We start from the raw sequence: 16,388 nt of genomic DNA, 5'->3' as shown, positions 1-16,388 counted from the left end.
TCTTTGTCCTTGTATATGCCGCTGGAGTTATTAACGGACCGCCCGCTCCCAGGGCATACCCGGCTCTCGGCGAGCAGGGCCTTCGGTGTATGCTTGGGCTGCAAAGGCAGCCGCTGCGGCGCTTGCCCAAGATCAACGAAGATAAGCAACAGAAGGAGAGAGCCCCCATGAAAACGCATTTCCGTTTGACCCCCGTGCTGGCCGCTTGCGGCCTCGCGATGGGGCTGGCTTTTGGCGGCGCGCAGGCGCAAACCATCAAGATCGGCGTGGTCGGCCCGACCACGGGGCCGGTGACGCAGTACGGGGACATGGTGCGCGAAGGGGTCGACACCGCGATCGAGGTGATCAATGCCTCGGGCGGCGTCAACGGCGCCAAGCTGGAGGCCGTGGTGATCGACGATGGCTGCGAGCCCAAGCAGGGGCCGGTAGCCGCCAACCGCGTTGTCAACGAGAAGATCGGCTTCGTGGTTGGCCACGTGTGCTCGGGCGCCACCATCGCCGCCACCGACATCTATAACAACGAAGGCGTGATCATGATCACGCCCTCGGCCACCGCGCCGGCCGTCACCGAAGGCAAGGATTACGAGTTCATCTTCCGCACCATCGGGCGCGACGACCAGCAAGGCCCGGCCGCGGCCAAGTTCATCCTCGACAAGATCAAGCCCGGCAATGTGGCGGTGCTGCATGATAAGCAGTCGTATGGCCAGGGCATTGCCACGGCGGTCAAGAACGACCTCGAGAAGGGCGGCGTCAAGGTGGCGGTGTTCGAGGGGATCAATGCCGGTGACAGCGACTTCTCGGCGGTGATCACCAAGCTCAAGAGCAACGGCGTGGACTTCGTCTACTACGGTGGTTATCACCCCGAAATGGGCCTGCTGATGCGTCAGGCCGCCGAGCAGGGCGTCAAGGCCCGCTTCATGGGCCCGGAGGGCGCGGGCAACCCGGACATCAATGCCATCGCCGGCGATGCGGTCGAGGGCATGCTGGTGACGCTGCCGGCCGATTTCACCCAGAACCCGGACAACGCTGCCATCGTCAAGGCCTTCCAGGACAAGAAGCGCAATCCCAATGGCGCTTTCCAGATGACGTCCTACGCTGCTACGCAAGCCATTGCCGACGGCATCAAGGGCGCCGGCAGCACCGATCCGGAGAAGGTGGCCAAGTACCTGCACTCCAACACCTTCCAGACCCCGATCGGCAAGACCTCCTGGAACAAGCAGGGCGACCTGAACGACTTCGAGTTCGAAGTCTTTACCTGGCACAAGGACGGCAGCAAGACGCGCTTCCAGTAAGCCGCGTTTAGGTGCCAGTCCATGGCGCCTGCCGCCCCGGATGCTTCGCGGCATCCGGGGCTTTTTTTTGCACAAAGCTGTCGTGGCGCGCTAGAAATCCGGCACCCGTCGGCCAGTGTCGGCGTCGAACCAGTGCAGGGGATGGCGGGCGTCGGGGCCGATTTCCACTTGCTGTCCGACCTGCATGGCGGTTTGGCCTGGGTCGCGCGTGGCGCAGCGCAGTACCAGGCGGGTGGCGCCGTGGCGTAGGTGCAGAAGTTGCTCCGATCCGAGGGTTTCGATCATCTCGATCTCGCCGCCAATGCCGGGAGCGCCGAGCACCATGTGTTCGGGGCGCATGCCGAGGATGAGGCGGCGTGCGCGCAGGGCCGCCGGCACCGCCTGGGAGGACAGCCCGAGGCGGGCGCCTTCGGCATGGCGGACCGTGCCGTCTGCGGCGATATCGACGGGGATCAGATTCATGGGGGGCGAGCCGATGAAGGCTGCCACGAAGGTCGAGGCGGGCCGTTCGAAGACTTCTGCCGGCGTACCGATCTGTTCTGCGTGCCCCTGGTTCATGACCACCATGCGATGGGCGAGCGTCATGGCTTCGACCTGATCGTGGGTGACATAGAGGCTGGTGGTGTTCAGACGCCGCTGGAGTTTCAGGATCTCCAGGCGCATGGTCACGCGCAGCTTGGCGTCCAGGTTGGAGAGCGGCTCGTCAAACAGGAATACCTTGGGTTCGCGCACGATGGCGCGCCCCATGGCCACGCGTTGGCGCTGCCCGCCGGAGAGTTGGCGGGGACGGCGCTCCAGCAGGGCCTCCAACTCCAGTATGGCGGCCGCTTCCTTGACCCGCTGGGCGATCTCGGCACGCGTCAGGCCGCGTATCCTCAACCCATAGGCCATGTTGTCGTAGACCGACATGTGGGGGTAGAGGGCGTAGTTCTGGAACACCATGGCGATGTCACGCTCGGCCGGCTCGCGCAGGTTCACGGATTGGCCGTCAATGAGGATATCTCCGCCGCTGGGTTGTTCCAGGCCCGCGACCAGGCGCAACAGAGTGGACTTGCCGCAACCGGATGGCCCGACGATCACGATGAACTCACCGTCTTCAAGGTCCAGATCGATGCCATGAAGAATGGGCGCGCCGCCGGGATAGGATTTCTGCAGTTTACGTAGGGACAGGGTTGCCATGAGAGAGGAGCGGTCGGGAAGGGGAAAGGCAGGGGCGGCGGTTACTTTTCGCTGTCGACCAGACCGCGCACGAACCACTTCTGCATCAGGATGACGACCAGCGCCGGCGGCAGCATCGCCAGCATGGCGGTTGCCATGGTGAGGTTCCATTCGGTGACGCTGTCGCCGCCGCTGATCATGCGTTTGATGCCGATCACCACGGGGTACATGTCTTCCTTGGTCGTGATGAGCAGGGGCCAGAGGTATTGATTCCAGCCATAGATGAACTGGATCACGAAGAGGGCCGCGATACTGGTGCGCGCCAGCGGCAGCAGAATATCGAAGAAGAATCGCAGCGGGCCCGCGCCATCCATCCGGGCCGCTTCGGCCAGCTCATCGGGCACGCTGAGGAAAAACTGGCGGAATAGGAACGTAGCTGTCGCCGAAGCGATCAATGGCAGGGTCAGTCCGGCATAGCTGTTGAGCAGACCCAGGTCGGCCACCACCTTGTAGGTCGGGGCGATGCGCACTTCGACGGGCAACATCAGGGTGAGAAAGATCAGCCAGAAGCACAGCATCCGCCCGGGAAAGCGGAAATACACCACCGCGAAGGCCGACAGCAGCGAAATAACGATCTTGCCTATGGCAATCAGCAGGGCCATGACCAGGCTGACGAACATCATCCGCCCGACCGGCGCGCTGCCCCCTGCGCCATTGCCCAGCGCACGGGCATAGTTCTCCAGCAGATGGCTGCCAGGCACGAGCGACATCGGCGCGGCGGCGACCTCCTGGGCAGTCTGGGTCGAGGCCACAAAGGCCACATAAACCGGGAAAGCGACCAGCACGACGCCGCAAAGCAGCACCGCGTGGGCCAGGATGTCGAGCCAGGGACGGCGTTCTACCATGATGGGCGTCCAATGATCAGTAATGGACCTTGCGGTCGATGTAGCGGAACTGCACGACAGTCAGTGCGATTACGATCAGCATCAGCACTACCGACTGGGCCGCCGAAGCCCCCAGGTCCAGCCCGCGGAAGGCGTCGCTGTAGACCTTGTAGACAAGGATGTCGGTGGCATGCCCGGGGCCGCCCTGCGTGGTGGTGTCGATCACGGCAAAGGTGTCGAAAAAGGCATAGATCACATTGACCACCAGCAGGAAGAAGGTGGTGGGCGAGAGCAGCGGAAAGACGATGGTCCAGAAGCGCCGCAGCGGGGAGGCGCCGTCGATGGCGGCCGCTTCGATGAGCGAGCGCGGAATGGCCTGCAGCCCGGCCAGGAAAAAGAGGAAGTTATAGGAGATCTGCTTCCAGACGGCGGCGATCAACACCAGCACCATGGCCTGGGCGCCATCCAGGCGCGGGTTCCAGTTCACGCCCAGGCCCTGCAGGCCGGCCGCAAGAATCCCCACCGCGGGCGAGAACAGAAACAGCCACAACACGCCGACCACGGCCGGCGCGACCGCATAGGGCCAGATGAGCAGGGTCTTGTAGACGCCGCAGGCGCGCAGCACGCGTTGCGCCATGACGGCCAGCAACAGGGAGACCGACAGGCCGATGGCCGCCACCAGAAAGGAAAACAGCGCCGTGACCTGGAAGGATTGCCGGTAAGCGGCCTGGGCAAACAGGTCGGTGAAGTTTTCCAGGCCGACGAACTCGGATGACAGGCCAAAGGCGTCTTCCAGACGCAGCGACTGCCACAGCGCCTGCCCGGCAGGCCAGAAGAAGAACACCAGGGTGATGGCCAGCTGAGGAGCCAGCAGCAGATAAGGCAGAGTGCGATGGCCGAAGACGACGCGTTTTTCCATGGGGGGCAGGCAGCGGTGCAGGCCCGGCAGGCGGGCAGGGGCGGCGCATCTCATGGCGGAGATGCGCCGCAGGGCTTACTTGACGCTCTTCTCGAACTTCTGGAGCAGTTCGTTGCCGCGCGCGGTGATGGTCTTCAGGCCTTCCTGGGCGCTGATCTGGCCATTGAAGATGCGCTCCATTTCGGCGTCTTCGATGTCGCGGATCTGGGGCAGGTAGCCCAGGCGCAGACCGCGCGAGCGGTCGGTGGTCTGTACATTGAGTTGCTTGACGGCCACTTCGGTGCCGGGGTTTTTCTCGTAGTAACCCTGCTGGCGGGTCAGGTCGTAGGCGGCCACGGTGATCGGCACATAGCCGGTTTCCTGGTGCCAGGCGGCCGCGACCTCGGGGCTGGCCAGGTACTTGAAGAACTGGGTCACGCCGCGATAGATCTCGGGGCTGCGGTCGGCGAACACCCACAGCGAGGCGCCGCCGATGATGGTGTTCTGCGGTGCGTTGGGCACCCCGGCGTAATAGGGCAGGGTGGAGGTGCCGAAAGCGAACTTGGCGTTCTTGGCAATGTTGGCGCGCATGCCGCTGGAGCCGGTGGCCATGCCGCATTTGCCGCTGATGAACAGGGCGCCGGCGGCGTCGCCGCGCCCGCCGTAGGTGAAGAGTCCTTCTTTGGCCATCTTGGCCAGATTGTCCAGGTGGCGCAGATGCAGCGGGCTGTCGATGGCCAGCCGGGCATTCAGGCCGCCAAAGCCGTTGTTCTCGGTGGCGTAGGGCACATCGTGCCAGGCCGAGAAAGTCTCCAGCTGCACCCAGGACGGCCAGGTGGTGGTGTATCCGCACTCCTGGCCGGCGGCCTTGAGCTTGCGGGCGGCCTGGGCCACTTCCTCCCAGGTCTTGGGCGGCTGTTCAGGATCCAGGCCGGCGGCCTTGAAGGCGTCCTTGTTGTAGTAGAACACCACCGTCGAACTGTTGAAGGGCATGGACACCAGCTTGCCCTGCTGCGAGGAGTAGTAGCTCGCCACGGCGCCCAGGAAGGCTTTCGGGTCGATCGGGTCGCCCACTTCCTCGGACATTTCCTGGACCGGCTTGATGGCGCCCTTGGCGTACATCATGGTGGCGGTACCGACCTCGAACACCTGCAGGATGTCTGGCGCATTGCCGGCCCGATAGGCGGCGATGCCGGCGTTCATGGACTCCCCATAGCTGCCTTTGTAGACGGCGTGCACCTGGATATCGGGATGGGTCTTGTTGAAAGCCTCCACCAGGGCGTTGACCCGCTCTCCCAGCGGCCCCTCCATCGAGTGCCAGAACTGGATTTCAGTGGCGGCCTGCGCTGAAGCGCCGGCGAAGGTCAGCGCCAGCAGGCTGGCGAGGGCTAGACGTGAAGCGCGCATGAACTGGGTTCTCCCGTGGTAAGCCGGCGTGGTATTGGAACCACGCCCGAGGGGCACACATTAGGAAGGCTTTATGACGGCGATATGACGTGCCGACTGGAAAACCGTACCGGTTTACAATCCCGCCATGGACAAAGCTCTCTCTATTGCCTTCATCGGCGGCGGCAACATGGCGTCGGCCCTGGCCCAGGGCCTGGCCGGCAAAGTCTGCCCGGCCGCCAATATCCATGTGGTCGATATCAACACCGACGCCCACGCCAGCTGGCTGGCTGCAGGCATGACGGCCTCGGCCGCACCGGATGCGGCGCTGTCGCGCTGCAAGGTCTGGGTCTATGCCGTCAAACCGCAGGTGATGCGCCCCGTCATCGAGGCCTCGCGCCCGTGGCTGCAACCCGATACGCTGGTGATCAGCGTGGCGGCGGGGCTGCGCGCCGACACCCTGGCCGCCTGGCTGGGCGAACCGGACCGTCCCTGGCAACGCCTGGTGCGCTGCATGCCCAACACGCCGGCCCTGGTGGGCGCGGGCGTGACCGGCATGGCGGCGCTGGCGGGCGTGGATGCACAGGGACGTGAGCTGGCCGAAACCATGCTCTCGGCGGTGGGCGATGTGGTCTGGGTCGCCGACGATGCCGCCCTCGATGCAGTGACCGCCCTGTCGGGCAGCGGTCCGGCCTATGTGTTCCTGTTTCTGGAAGCGCTCATCGACGGCGGCGTGGCAGTGGGGCTGAGCGCCGATCAGGCGCGCCGCCTGGCACTCGGCACGCTGGCCGGAGCCACCCGCCTGGCGGCCGAATCGAGCGAGGCGCCGGGTGTGCTGCGTGAGCGGGTCACCTCCAAGGGTGGCACGACGGCGGCCGCCCTGGATGTCTTCGGCCGCGCCGACCTGCGCGGCATCGTCGAGCAGGCCATGCAGGCTGCCGCGCGCCGCTCGCGTGAACTGGCCCAGGAGTTCGGGCAGTGACACGGTTTGACGCCATGCGCGGCTCGCAGTTTGCGGTGGCCGTGTTCTGCATGGGGCTGGTGGTGGTCGGCTCCAATATCCTGGTGCAGATCCCTCTCAATGATTGGCTGACCTGGGGCGGGCTGTCGTATCCGGTGGCCTTTCTGGTCACCGACGTGCTCAACCGACGCTTTGGCCCGGCCGCCGCACGGCGCGTGGTATGGGTGGGTTTTGCCGCGGCGCTGGTGGTGTCGGTCTGGGTGGCATCGCCGCGCATCGCCCTGGCTTCGGGGCTGGCCTACCTCTGCGCCCAGCTGATCGACATCCGGGTCTTCGATCGCCTGCGCGACGGCGCCTGGTGGCGCGCACCGCTGATCTCGGGCGTGATCGGCGCCGTGGTCGACACGGCCGTCTTCTTCAGCGTGGCCTTTGCCGGCACCGGCACGCCATGGGTCACCTGGCTGGCTGGCGACCTGCTCATCAAACTTGCCGTCAACATCAGCATGCTGGCGCCGTTCCGCGCCCTGATGTGGAATCTGGCTCGCCCTTCGGACGTGCCGCAGGCGCGCTGAGGCGGGCAACGCGCACGGCAGGACGTTTTGTTTCTTACATGAGGCTTACGTCTCTCAACGTGCGCCTACGTCACGCATATTGCCGGGTTCGTGATCAGGCGAGAAATATTCGGGAATACACGCAGTGACACTCCTGGGGCATGCTTTCAGAATACCCGGCACGTCTGGTTTTTGGTGTTTCAGACACTGAGAACGGGATGTGTAAGCAAGGCCTGTGCGGAAGAACGTGTGTTCGCCTGTCCTTCGACAACAGATCCGCTCAAATAAATCTTGCCGGGAGAATTCTGCATGAAATTGCCGCAACGCTTCACCCCCCTTGCCGTCGCGATCGGCGCACTGGCCCTGGCCGGTGCCGTGCAAGCTGCCGATACCATCAAGATCGGTATTCCCCAGCCCATGACCGGTCCCAACACCCAATATGGAGACCAGATCCAGGCCGGCGCCCTCACGGCCATCGAAGCGATCAATGCCAAGGGCGGCGTGAACGGAAAGAAGTTCGAGGCCATTCTGATCGACGATGGCTGTGAGCCCAAGCAGGCCGTGCCGGCTGCCAACCGGGTGGTCAACGCGGGCGCGAAGTTCGCCGTCGCGCATGCCTGCTCGGGCGTGGCCGTGGCCGCCGTCAATGTCTATGAGCAGGAAGGCATCGTCGCCATTACGCCGGGGGCCACTTCGCCGCTGGTGACCGACACCGGCAAGCCGCATTATTTCTTCCGCACCATCGGCCGGGATGATCAGCAGGGACCGTTCGCGGCCCGCTATATCGCCAACACCGTCAAGCCCAAGAAGGTCGCCGTGCTGCACGACAAGCAGACCTATGGCTCGGGCGTGGCCACGCAGGTGAAAGACGCGCTGGAGAAGGAAAAGGTCAATATCGCGATGTTCGAAGGCATCAACGTCGGCGATAGCGATTACTCGGCCATCATCACCAAGCTCAAGTCGGCCGGCGTGGATTTTGTCTACTTCGGCGGTTACCATCCCGAGCTCGGGCTGTTGCTGCGCCAGGCGCGTGAACAGGGCCTGAATGTACAGTTCATGGGCCCCGAAGGCACCGCCAACCAGGATCTGGTCGCGATCGCCGGCCCGGCCATCGATGGCCTGCTGGTGACGTTGCCGGCAGATTTCACCAAGATGCCGGGCAACGAAGGCATCGTGAAGGCCTTCAAGGATGCCAAGCGCGATCCGGACGGCGCCTTCCAGATGCCGGCCTATGCTGCCGTGCAGGTGCTGGCCGACAGTATCGGCGCCGTGGGCGAGGACCCCAACAAGGTCGCCGACCACATGCACAAAACCGGCTTTGATACCGCCATCGGCAAGGTCGATTTCGACGCCAAGGGCGATTTGAAGGACTTCGAGTTCGCGGTCTTCAAATGGGACAAAGACGGCAAGAAGACCCAGCTGTAAACAAGCCATGGGGGGCGGATATCCGCCGCTTCCCCCGCAGAGCCAAGGTTTCCGGCTCCGGGTTGCATTACCGGAGCCGGAGCTTTTTGGAGTCCATTCCCTATGCATGACCTGATACCCCAACTGACCCAGCAATTCTTCAACGGATTGTCACTGGGTGCGATCTATGCGTTGATTGCCATCGGCTACACGATGGTCTACGGCATCATCGGCATGATCAACTTCGCGCACGGCGAGATTTACATGATTGGCGCCTATGTCGGCTTGGTGACCCTGACCGCCATCGGCACCAATAGCGGGGTACCCCTGCCTTTCATCATTGCGGCCATGCTGGTGGTGGCCATTGTGGTCACCAGCGTCTACGGCTTCAGCGTCGAGCGCGTCGCCTATCGCCCGGTGCGCAACAGCCCGCGCCTGGTGGCCCTGATCTCGGCCATCGGCATGTCGATCTTCCTGCAGAACTGGGTCGCCCTGGGGCAGGGCGCGCGCGACATGGCCGTGCCTTCGCTGGTTTCCGGCGCCATCCAGTTCAATATGGGTTCGGATTTTGACGTCACGGTGCCGTATTCGCGCCTGATGATCATTCTTGTGACCGTGGCGCTGATGATCGCCCTGACGCTCTTCATCAAGTATTCGCGCATGGGACGGGCCTCGCGCGCCTGCTCGCAGGATATGCACATGGCCAACCTGTTGGGCATCGATACCAACCGGGTCATCTCCTTCACGTTCGTGCTGGGGGCCGGCTTGGCAGCGGTGGGCGGCGTGCTGATCGCCATCACCATCGGCAAGCTCAACCCCTTCATCGGCTTTCTGGCAGGCATCAAGGCGTTCACCGCCGCAGTGCTGGGCGGTATCGGCAGCATCCCCGGCGCGATGCTGGGCGGCGTGCTGCTCGGCTTGGCAGAAACCTTCGCCGCCGCCTACATCTCATCGCAGTACAAGGACATCGTCGCCTTCACGCTGCTGGTGCTCATCCTGCTGTTCCGTCCCACCGGGCTGCTGGGCAAACCTGAGGTTGAGAAAGTCTGATGGCCAATAATTCTTCTCTCAAAAACGCCGTGATGGCCGCCGTGATGACGGCGGTGCTCGTCATGCCGATCTTCGGCCTGCAATTGGTGCGCCAGGGCGCGCGCACCGTGATGGAAGCCCGCTGGGAAATGGTCGGCCTGGCCGCTGCCGTGGTGTTCGTGTTCCAGCTGTTGCGGCCCTGGCTCAGCCGGCCTTTCAGGCGCCTGGCCGTCGAGTTGCCGACGCTGCCGTCCAGCATTACCAGCGGCGGGCGTCGCTGGGTCTGGCTGCTGCTGCTGTTGGCCGTGGCGGTGGGCTGGCCTTTTTTCGCCGGGCGCAGCTCGGTGGACATCGCCACCCTGGTGCTGATCTACGTCATGCTCGGCCTCGGGCTGAACATCGTGGTGGGTTTCGCGGGCCTGCTGGATCTGGGCTTTGTGGGTTTTTACGCCGTGGGCGCCTATACCTACGCGCTGTTGTTTCATTGGGGCGGCTGGAGCTTCTGGGAGGCCTTGCCATTTGCCGGCGCCATGGCCGCGCTGTTCGGTTTCGTGCTGGGTTTTCCGGTGCTGCGGCTGCGTGGCGACTATCTGGCCATCGTGACGCTGGGCTTCGGCGAGATCATTCGCCTGCTGCTGATCAACCTGACCACGTTCACGGGCGGGCCGGATGGGATTTCCGGCATACCCAAGCCGACGTTCTTCGGCCTGGAACTGACCCGGCGCGCCAGCCAGGAGGGCGCACAGACGTTTCACCAGTTCTTCGGGCTGACCTTTCAGAACCAGGACCTGGTGATCTATCTCTACATGATGGCACTGGTGCTGGCACTGGCAACGCTGTGGGTATCGACCCGCCTGATCCGCATGCCGGTCGGGCGCGCCTGGGAGGCCCTGCGCGAAGACGAGATCGCCTGCCGTTCGCTGGGCCTGAACCCGACGCGCATCAAGCTCTCGGCGTTCACGCTGGGAGCGATGTTCGCCGGTTTCGGTGGCGCGTTCTTCGCGGCACGCCAGGGCATGGTCAACCCGGAGTCCTTCACCTTCATCGAGTCGGCCCTGATTCTGGCCATCGTGGTGCTGGGCGGCATGGGTTCTCAGATCGGCGTGATTCTCGCGGCCGTGCTGCTGACCGTGCTGCCGGAGGTGGCGCGCGAGTTTGCCGAGTACCGCATGCTGATCTTCGGTCTGGTGATGGTGTTGATGATGATGTGGCGTCCGCAGGGGTTGTTGCCCATGAAGCGTCCTCACGTGGAGCTGCGTAAATGAGCGACACTTTGTTGAAAGTCTCTGGCCTCACGATGCGTTTTGGCGGTCTGCTGGCCGTCGATGGCGTGGGGTTCGACGTCAAGCGCGACGAGGTCTTCGCCATCATCGGCCCCAACGGCGCGGGCAAGACCACGGTGTTCAATTGCGTGGGCGGTTTCTACCGTCCGACCTCGGGGGAGATCACCATGGATGGCAAGCCCATCCAGGGGTTGCCCAGCCACCGGGTGGCGCACCACGGCCTGGTGCGCACCTTCCAGAACGTCCGTCTGTTCAAGCAGCTGACGGTGCTGGAGAACCTGCTGGTAGCGCAGCATACGCAGGTCGAGTCGCGTCTGCTGCCCGGCTTGCTCAAACTCAAGTCCTACCGGCGTTCCGAAGCCGAAGCGCTCGAGCGCGCCGCGCACTGGCTGGATTTCATGGGGCTGACGGAATTCGCCAACCGCGAAGCGGGCAACCTGGCCTATGGGCACCAGCGTCGGCTGGAGATTGCGCGCTGCATGATCACCAAGCCCAAGCTGCTGATGCTCGATGAGCCGGCCGCCGGCCTGAATCCCCAGGAAAAACGCGATCTGCAGCAACTGATCGACCATCTGCGGCGCGAGTTCGGCGTCGCAGTGCTGCTCATCGAACACGATATGAGCCTCATCATGGGCATTTCCGACCGCATCCTGGTCATGGAGCATGGCAAGCCCATTACCACCGGCACCCCCGAAGCGGTGCGCAACGACCCGCGCGTCATCAAGGCCTATCTGGGGGAAGAGTAACCATGCTCAAGCTGGAAAACATCCATACCTACTACGGTGCCATCCAGGCGCTCAATGGGGTGTCGGTCGAGGTCAACCAGGGAGAGATCGTGACCCTGATCGGCGCCAATGGCGCCGGTAAAACCACCTTGCTGATGACGGTCTGCGGCGAACCCAGGGCCCGGGAAGGACGCATCACCTTCGAGGGCCGCGACATCACCCGCGAGCCTACCCACCTGATCATGCGCAGCGGGATCGCCATCTCGCCCGAAGGCCGGCGGGTCTTTAAAGACCTGACCGTCACCGAGAACCTGCAGATGGGGGGATTTTTCTCCAAGGGGCCGCAGGTCGAAGAGGGGCTGGAGCATGTCTTCAAGCTCTTTCCGCGTCTGCGCGAACGGGCGGGGCAGCGCGCCGGCACCATGTCCGGCGGCGAACAGCAGATGCTCGCCATCGGCCGCGCCTTGATGACGCGCCCGCGCCTGTTGCTGCTGGACGAGCCCACGCTGGGATTGGCGCCGCTGATCATCGCGCAGATCTTCGAGATCATCCGCACGATCCGCGATGAGGGCGTTACCGTCTTTCTGGTGGAGCAGAACGCCCACAAGGCCTTGCAGGTGGCCGACCGTGGCTATGTGCTGGAGAACGGCCGTGTGGTCCTGCAGGACACGGGCGCCAATCTGTTGGTCAATGATGAGGTGCGCAAGGCCTACCTCGGGGGGTAGGGGGCACACGGCGCCGCCGGGCGGCGGCGCCGCGGCTCAGGCCGCGACGGTCTCGTCGGCCGCCACGAGGGCTTCGTCGGCGTCGGCCGTGTGGGCCTGATAATGGCTGATGGCCGCCAGCGCCAGGGCATCGATCGAATCGGTCAGGGCGATCCCCAGGCTCTTGCGCAAGGCGTGCGGCACGGCCAGCGGCAGTTCGGTGCAACCCAGCACCACGGCATCGGCGCCGCGCATGCCCAGACGGCGCACACATTCCGCGGCCGGTTCGAAGGCTTCATCGACGGCATTGCCCTTGACCGCCCGGATGGAGGCCATGCACAGGGTATCGATTTCTTCTTCGGTGGGCACAATGCAGGTATAGCCGTGCTTCTCGAGGGTCTGCTGGTACAGGCCCAGGCTGAGGGTGGCTGCCGTGCCCATCAGGCCGATGCGTCCGCGGGCAATGCCCTGGCGGCGCAGGTCCTGGGCCACGCTTTCGATGATGTGCAGCACCTCGCACTCGGAAGCGGCGGCCAGTTGCTCGTACCACAGGTGGGCCGTGTTGCACGGCACGGCGATCAGGCGTGCGCCGGCGTCATTGAGCATGCGCACGCCACGCAGCATGGCCGGCAGCGGATCGGCCCCGCCATACAGACGCGCGGTGGTCCGGTCCGGGATGCGCGGATCGTTCAGGAGCAGGGTGGGGATGTGCTGCTGATCAATGCTGGCCGGGGTCAGGGCCGCCAGGCGTAGCGCGAATGCCGCGCCGGCCAGGGGACCCATACCCCCGAGAACGCCCAGATAACAAGATGCAGTTGAATTCATGACGAAACAGGTAATGCGTGGCGAGCCGGCGGCACGCCACCATGCGGCTGTCAAGCGATCGGGAAGACAGTCGGCCAGAGAATGAATCCGTAATCGGAGGCGTGGTGGCCTCCTGGCCGGACATAGGTCGATGATACTGCGGCTTGCAGGATTTATCCAGGGTTTACCCTAGCCGCCCGGCCCGGGGCCGGCTGCGAGGGCCGACCCGGTCCCGGGCGAGCGTCGAAGGATCAGGACAACCCCTCGGCTGCGACTGCCGCCTGGACCTTGGGATCGGCTGCCATACGCTTGAAGAAGGCGTCCAGGTGATCGTAGCCGGACAGGTCGATGGACTTTCCGTGGGCCCAGCGCAGCACGACATAGAGATAGGCATCGGCGATCGTGGGACGGCTGCCGCAAAGGTAGTTGCGCCCCCCAAGGCGGTCATTGAGAACGCCGAAGATCAAGCGCAACTGACGGGCCGCGCCCGCGCGCAGGGCCTCCTGGGCGGCCGGGTCATCGAGATAGCGTTGCGCGCCGAAAACCAGGGCAAAGGTGCGGTGCAGATCTGAGTTGATCAGGCCCAGCCAGCGGCGGGTTTCGGCCCGTGCGGCCGGGGTGTCATCGCCCATCAGCCCGGCTTGTGGCGCGCTTTCGGCCAGGTACTCCAGGATGGCTGCGCTCTGGGTCAGCACCAGCTCGCCATCGACCAGCGCCGGCACGGCGCCCAGCGGGTTGATCTTGAGGAATTCCGGGCTTTTGAGGGCGTCGCGGGTCAGGGCCTGGGTCTCGTAGGGGCGGCCGATCCATTCCAGCACGATATGCGAGGCCAGCGAGCAGGCGCCGGGCAGGTAATACAGTTTCATGGCAATGACCTCCGTGGAAAAGTCAGGCTAAGACGTATCCTGGCTGTTGGTATGGTACGCCGATCAGGCCGTGCGACGGCGTCGCTTGCGGCTGCGGGTTTCACGCCAAGCAATGTACAGACCGCTGCCGGCGATGAAGAGCGCACCCAGGGTGGCCGAGGCATCGGGCGCTTCGCGCCAGATCAGCCAGCCCAGCAGCGTGGCCCACAGCAGCCCGGTGTAATCGAAGGGGGCCACCACGGAGGCCGGGCCGATGCGAAATCCCTGGGTGATGAGCGTCAGCCCCAGCGTGCTGCACAGCGCCACGCCGGCAAACAAGGGCAGGTCGGCCAGCGCCGGGGTCTGCCAGAACCAGGGAATCACCACGGCACTGCATACCAGTTGGCCGGCCACGATATAGAACATTGTGGTCAGCATGCTTTCTGCGGCGCTGATGGCGCGTGCGGTGATCATCATGACGGCATACAGCATCGCCGTCACCAGCGGTAGCAGCGCCGCCAGCTGGAAACTTGCCGAACCGGGACGCACGATGATGAGCACGCCGGCGAACCCCGCCGCCACCGCCAGCCAGCGGCGGGCGTCCACGCGCTCTTTTAGCACCAGCACCGATAGGGCGGTGACGAACAGCGGCGCGGCAAAGGCGATGGCGGTGTTTTCGGCCAGGGGCAGATAGCTCAGGCCCAGGTAGAAACACCAGGCCGACACGATGTTGATCACCCCACGGCTCAGGTGGATGCCCAGATGGCGGGTGCGCAGCGCCCGTCGCCCGCCCAGGCTCAGCACCAGCAGCAGCACGACCGGTGTGGCCAGCAAGGCGCGCAGGAACAGGATTTGTATGGCGGAGTACTCGGCGCCCAGCCATTTGGCCTGGGCGTCGCTGACGGTCAGGCAGAAAATGCCGGCGATGACGCAGGCGATGCCCGCCAGCGGACTTGCGCCTTTGGCAGGCGCAGGGGAAAGCGGCTCAGACATGGGATCAGCGGCCGGCCGGTTGTGCGATGGCCGCCCAGGCGAGCAAGGCCCAGGCCACCAGGAAGGCGACCCCGCCGATGGGCGTGATGGCGCCCAGGATGCGGGTGCCGGTGCCGGCCAGCAGATACAGGCTGCCGCTGAACAGGATGATGCCGGCGAACATGAGCCAGCCGGCCACCGGCACCAGGGCAGAGGCGTAGCGCGTGCTCAGCCAGGCCACCGCGAACAGGCCGAGCGCGTGGATCAGCTGGTAGAGCACTGCGGTCTGCCAGACGGCCAGCATGTCGGCGTCCAGCACGCGTTTGAGCCCGTGCGCTCCGAATGCTCCGGCGCCGACGGCAATAATCATGTTGATGGCGGCCAGAATGACGAAGGGGCGGTCAGGCATGGAAATCCTCGGGGATGCGGTGGGAGCGGGTGGCCCCCTGCGGCTATCATAGGCCGCTAACTGGTAAGGATAGTAGTGTGACCGAGAAGATCCGATTGGACAAATGGCTCTGGGCCGCCCGCTTTTACAAGACCCGCAGCCTGGCGGTCGATGAAATCGGCCGTGGCCGTGTGCTGGTCAACGACCAACTGGCCAAGCCGGCCCGCGAGGTCGGCCCCGGCGACCGGGTGCGGATTCGCAAGGAAGACCCCGCCATGGAGGTGCTGGTGCGCGCCGTGAGCAGCGTGCGCGGCCCGGCGCCCCAGGCCCGGCTGCTGTATGAGGAAACCCCCCAGAGCCAGGCCGCCCGGGAACGCGCCGCGGAGATGCGTCGCCTGGCCCCGGAGCCGGCGCAGCAGATCGCCGACGGCCGCCCCACCAAACGCGACCGGCGGCTGATCGACGCCTGGCGCAACAAGCCGTGAAGGCGCCGGAGATCCTCACGCCCCGCCTGCGTCTGCGGGCGTGGTGCGATGCCGACCTGCCCGCCATGGCGGCCATGAATGCCGACCCGGATGTAATGGCGCACTTTCCCGCGCCCCTGCCACGCGCCGACAGCGACGCCCTGGCCGCCAGGCTGGGCGCGGCCCTGCAGACGCAGGGGTACGGTTGTCGTGTCATCGCCTTGCCCGGGATGGCGGATTTCATCGGCTTCGCCGGTCTGTCCGCGGTGCGGTTCGAGGCTGGATTCACGCCAGCCGTGGAGATCAGCTGGCGGCTGGCACGACCCTATTGGGGTCGGGGCTATGCCGCCGAGGCGGCGCGCGCCTGCCTTCAGGAAGGCTTCGGGCGTCTGGGGCTGAGCTGCATCCATGCCTTTACCCGGCCGGATAATCAGCGCTCGCGCCAGCTGATGACGCGCCTGGGCATGCAGTACCAGGGTGAATTCGAGCATCCGGGCCTGCCGCAGGGCCATCCCCTGCGGCCCCATGTGCTGTACCGCCTGTCGCACCCCGGGCTAAACCCCGGGCAGCGCCGGGGATAAGGCCGGTCGCAGCGGGCCGATCGGGCACAATGCGCAGCAACTCCTTTCCTCTGTTTGAT

The 16,388-nt window shown here is 64.8% G+C and carries 18 protein-coding genes; 10 read left to right on the top strand and 8 right to left on the bottom strand.

Annotated features, from left to right (window positions below):
* Positions 1-167: 167 nt before the first annotated feature.
* Entirely contained in the window at positions 168-1,292 is a 1,125-nt protein-coding gene (locus tag A7V84_RS01845) for a branched-chain amino acid ABC transporter substrate-binding protein (protein WP_025516304.1), read from the top strand.
* A gap of 90 nt (positions 1,293-1,382) precedes the next feature.
* Here the strand turns inward: A7V84_RS01845 and A7V84_RS01840 are convergent, their stop codons facing one another.
* The 4 genes from A7V84_RS01840 to ugpB form a co-directional block, all read right to left on the bottom strand.
* On the bottom strand, positions 1,383-2,471 hold the full coding sequence (locus tag A7V84_RS01840; RefSeq protein ID WP_063492245.1) for a sn-glycerol-3-phosphate import ATP-binding protein UgpC: 1,089 nt from the start codon (positions 2,469-2,471) through the stop codon (positions 1,383-1,385).
* Positions 2,472-2,512: 41 nt separating this feature from the next.
* Complete coding sequence (ugpE, locus tag A7V84_RS01835; RefSeq protein ID WP_063492246.1) at positions 2,513-3,355, bottom strand: sn-glycerol-3-phosphate ABC transporter permease UgpE; 843 nt, start codon at positions 3,353-3,355, stop codon at positions 2,513-2,515.
* A 16-nt stretch (positions 3,356-3,371) separates the two neighbouring features.
* Positions 3,372-4,253, bottom strand: a complete 882-nt coding sequence (gene ugpA, locus A7V84_RS01830; RefSeq protein ID WP_025516288.1) for a sn-glycerol-3-phosphate ABC transporter permease UgpA — start codon at positions 4,251-4,253, stop codon at positions 3,372-3,374.
* A gap of 75 nt (positions 4,254-4,328) precedes the next feature.
* Positions 4,329-5,639: a sn-glycerol-3-phosphate ABC transporter substrate-binding protein UgpB gene (gene ugpB, locus A7V84_RS01825; protein ID WP_063492247.1), complete on the bottom strand. Its 1,311-nt coding sequence runs from the start codon at positions 5,637-5,639 to the stop codon at positions 4,329-4,331.
* 127 nt (positions 5,640-5,766) lie between these two features.
* Here ugpB and proC point away from each other — a divergent pair, with 127 nt between their 5' ends.
* The 7 genes from proC to A7V84_RS01790 all read left to right on the top strand — a co-directional run bounded on the left by proC (position 5,767) and on the right by A7V84_RS01790 (position 12,296).
* A complete protein-coding gene (gene proC / locus A7V84_RS01820) occupies positions 5,767-6,600 on the top strand; it encodes a pyrroline-5-carboxylate reductase (RefSeq protein ID WP_025516285.1) in 834 nt (277 codons plus the stop codon).
* 14 nt (positions 6,601-6,614) lie between these two features.
* A complete protein-coding gene (locus A7V84_RS01815; protein WP_101604847.1) occupies positions 6,615-7,151 on the top strand; it encodes a queuosine precursor transporter in 537 nt (178 codons plus the stop codon).
* A 288-nt stretch (positions 7,152-7,439) separates the two neighbouring features.
* On the top strand, positions 7,440-8,555 hold the full coding sequence (locus tag A7V84_RS01810) for a high-affinity branched-chain amino acid ABC transporter substrate-binding protein (RefSeq protein ID WP_025516282.1): 1,116 nt from the start codon (positions 7,440-7,442) through the stop codon (positions 8,553-8,555).
* Between the two features lie 102 nt (positions 8,556-8,657).
* A complete protein-coding gene (gene livH / locus A7V84_RS01805) occupies positions 8,658-9,584 on the top strand; it encodes a high-affinity branched-chain amino acid ABC transporter permease LivH (protein WP_025516281.1) in 927 nt (308 codons plus the stop codon).
* Complete coding sequence (locus A7V84_RS01800; RefSeq protein ID WP_025516279.1) at positions 9,584-10,828, top strand: high-affinity branched-chain amino acid ABC transporter permease LivM; 1,245 nt, start codon at positions 9,584-9,586, stop codon at positions 10,826-10,828. Before livH ends, A7V84_RS01800 begins: the two co-directional genes overlap by 1 nt.
* Positions 10,825-11,592: a high-affinity branched-chain amino acid ABC transporter ATP-binding protein LivG gene (gene livG / locus A7V84_RS01795; RefSeq protein WP_025516278.1), complete on the top strand. Its 768-nt coding sequence runs from the start codon at positions 10,825-10,827 to the stop codon at positions 11,590-11,592. Before A7V84_RS01800 ends, livG begins: the two co-directional genes overlap by 4 nt.
* A gap of 2 nt (positions 11,593-11,594) precedes the next feature.
* Complete coding sequence (locus tag A7V84_RS01790) at positions 11,595-12,296, top strand: ABC transporter ATP-binding protein (RefSeq protein WP_025516276.1); 702 nt, start codon at positions 11,595-11,597, stop codon at positions 12,294-12,296.
* Between the two features lie 36 nt (positions 12,297-12,332).
* Here A7V84_RS01790 and cuyB read toward each other — a convergent pair whose 3' ends face one another.
* From cuyB to A7V84_RS01770, 4 genes are all read right to left on the bottom strand, one after another.
* Positions 12,333-13,100, bottom strand: a complete 768-nt coding sequence (cuyB, locus tag A7V84_RS01785; protein WP_033534693.1) for a cysteate racemase — start codon at positions 13,098-13,100, stop codon at positions 12,333-12,335.
* 230 nt (positions 13,101-13,330) lie between these two features.
* Positions 13,331-13,945, bottom strand: a complete 615-nt coding sequence (locus A7V84_RS01780) for a glutathione S-transferase family protein (RefSeq protein WP_063492248.1) — start codon at positions 13,943-13,945, stop codon at positions 13,331-13,333.
* A 63-nt stretch (positions 13,946-14,008) separates the two neighbouring features.
* Entirely contained in the window at positions 14,009-14,917 is a 909-nt protein-coding gene (locus A7V84_RS01775) for a DMT family transporter (RefSeq protein WP_025516270.1), read from the bottom strand.
* Positions 14,918-14,921: 4 nt separating this feature from the next.
* Complete coding sequence (locus A7V84_RS01770; protein ID WP_025516268.1) at positions 14,922-15,305, bottom strand: DUF423 domain-containing protein; 384 nt, start codon at positions 15,303-15,305, stop codon at positions 14,922-14,924.
* 77 nt (positions 15,306-15,382) lie between these two features.
* On the opposite strand from A7V84_RS01770, the gene A7V84_RS01765 reads away from it, so the two are divergent.
* Positions 15,383-15,769 (top strand): RNA-binding S4 domain-containing protein, encoded by a 387-nt coding sequence (locus A7V84_RS01765; protein ID WP_025516267.1) that lies wholly within the window; start codon positions 15,383-15,385, stop codon positions 15,767-15,769.
* Complete coding sequence (locus A7V84_RS01760; RefSeq protein WP_025516265.1) at positions 15,766-16,329, top strand: GNAT family N-acetyltransferase; 564 nt, start codon at positions 15,766-15,768, stop codon at positions 16,327-16,329. Before A7V84_RS01765 ends, A7V84_RS01760 begins: the two co-directional genes overlap by 4 nt.
* Positions 16,330-16,388 lie beyond the last annotated feature (59 nt).

This window comes from Bordetella trematum (genome assembly GCF_900078335.1).
GTDB lineage: Bacteria > Pseudomonadota > Gammaproteobacteria > Burkholderiales > Burkholderiaceae_B > Bordetella > Bordetella trematum.
The sequence above is the reverse complement of the archived record's forward strand: the minus strand, read 5'-3'. Positions and strand labels throughout refer to the sequence as shown.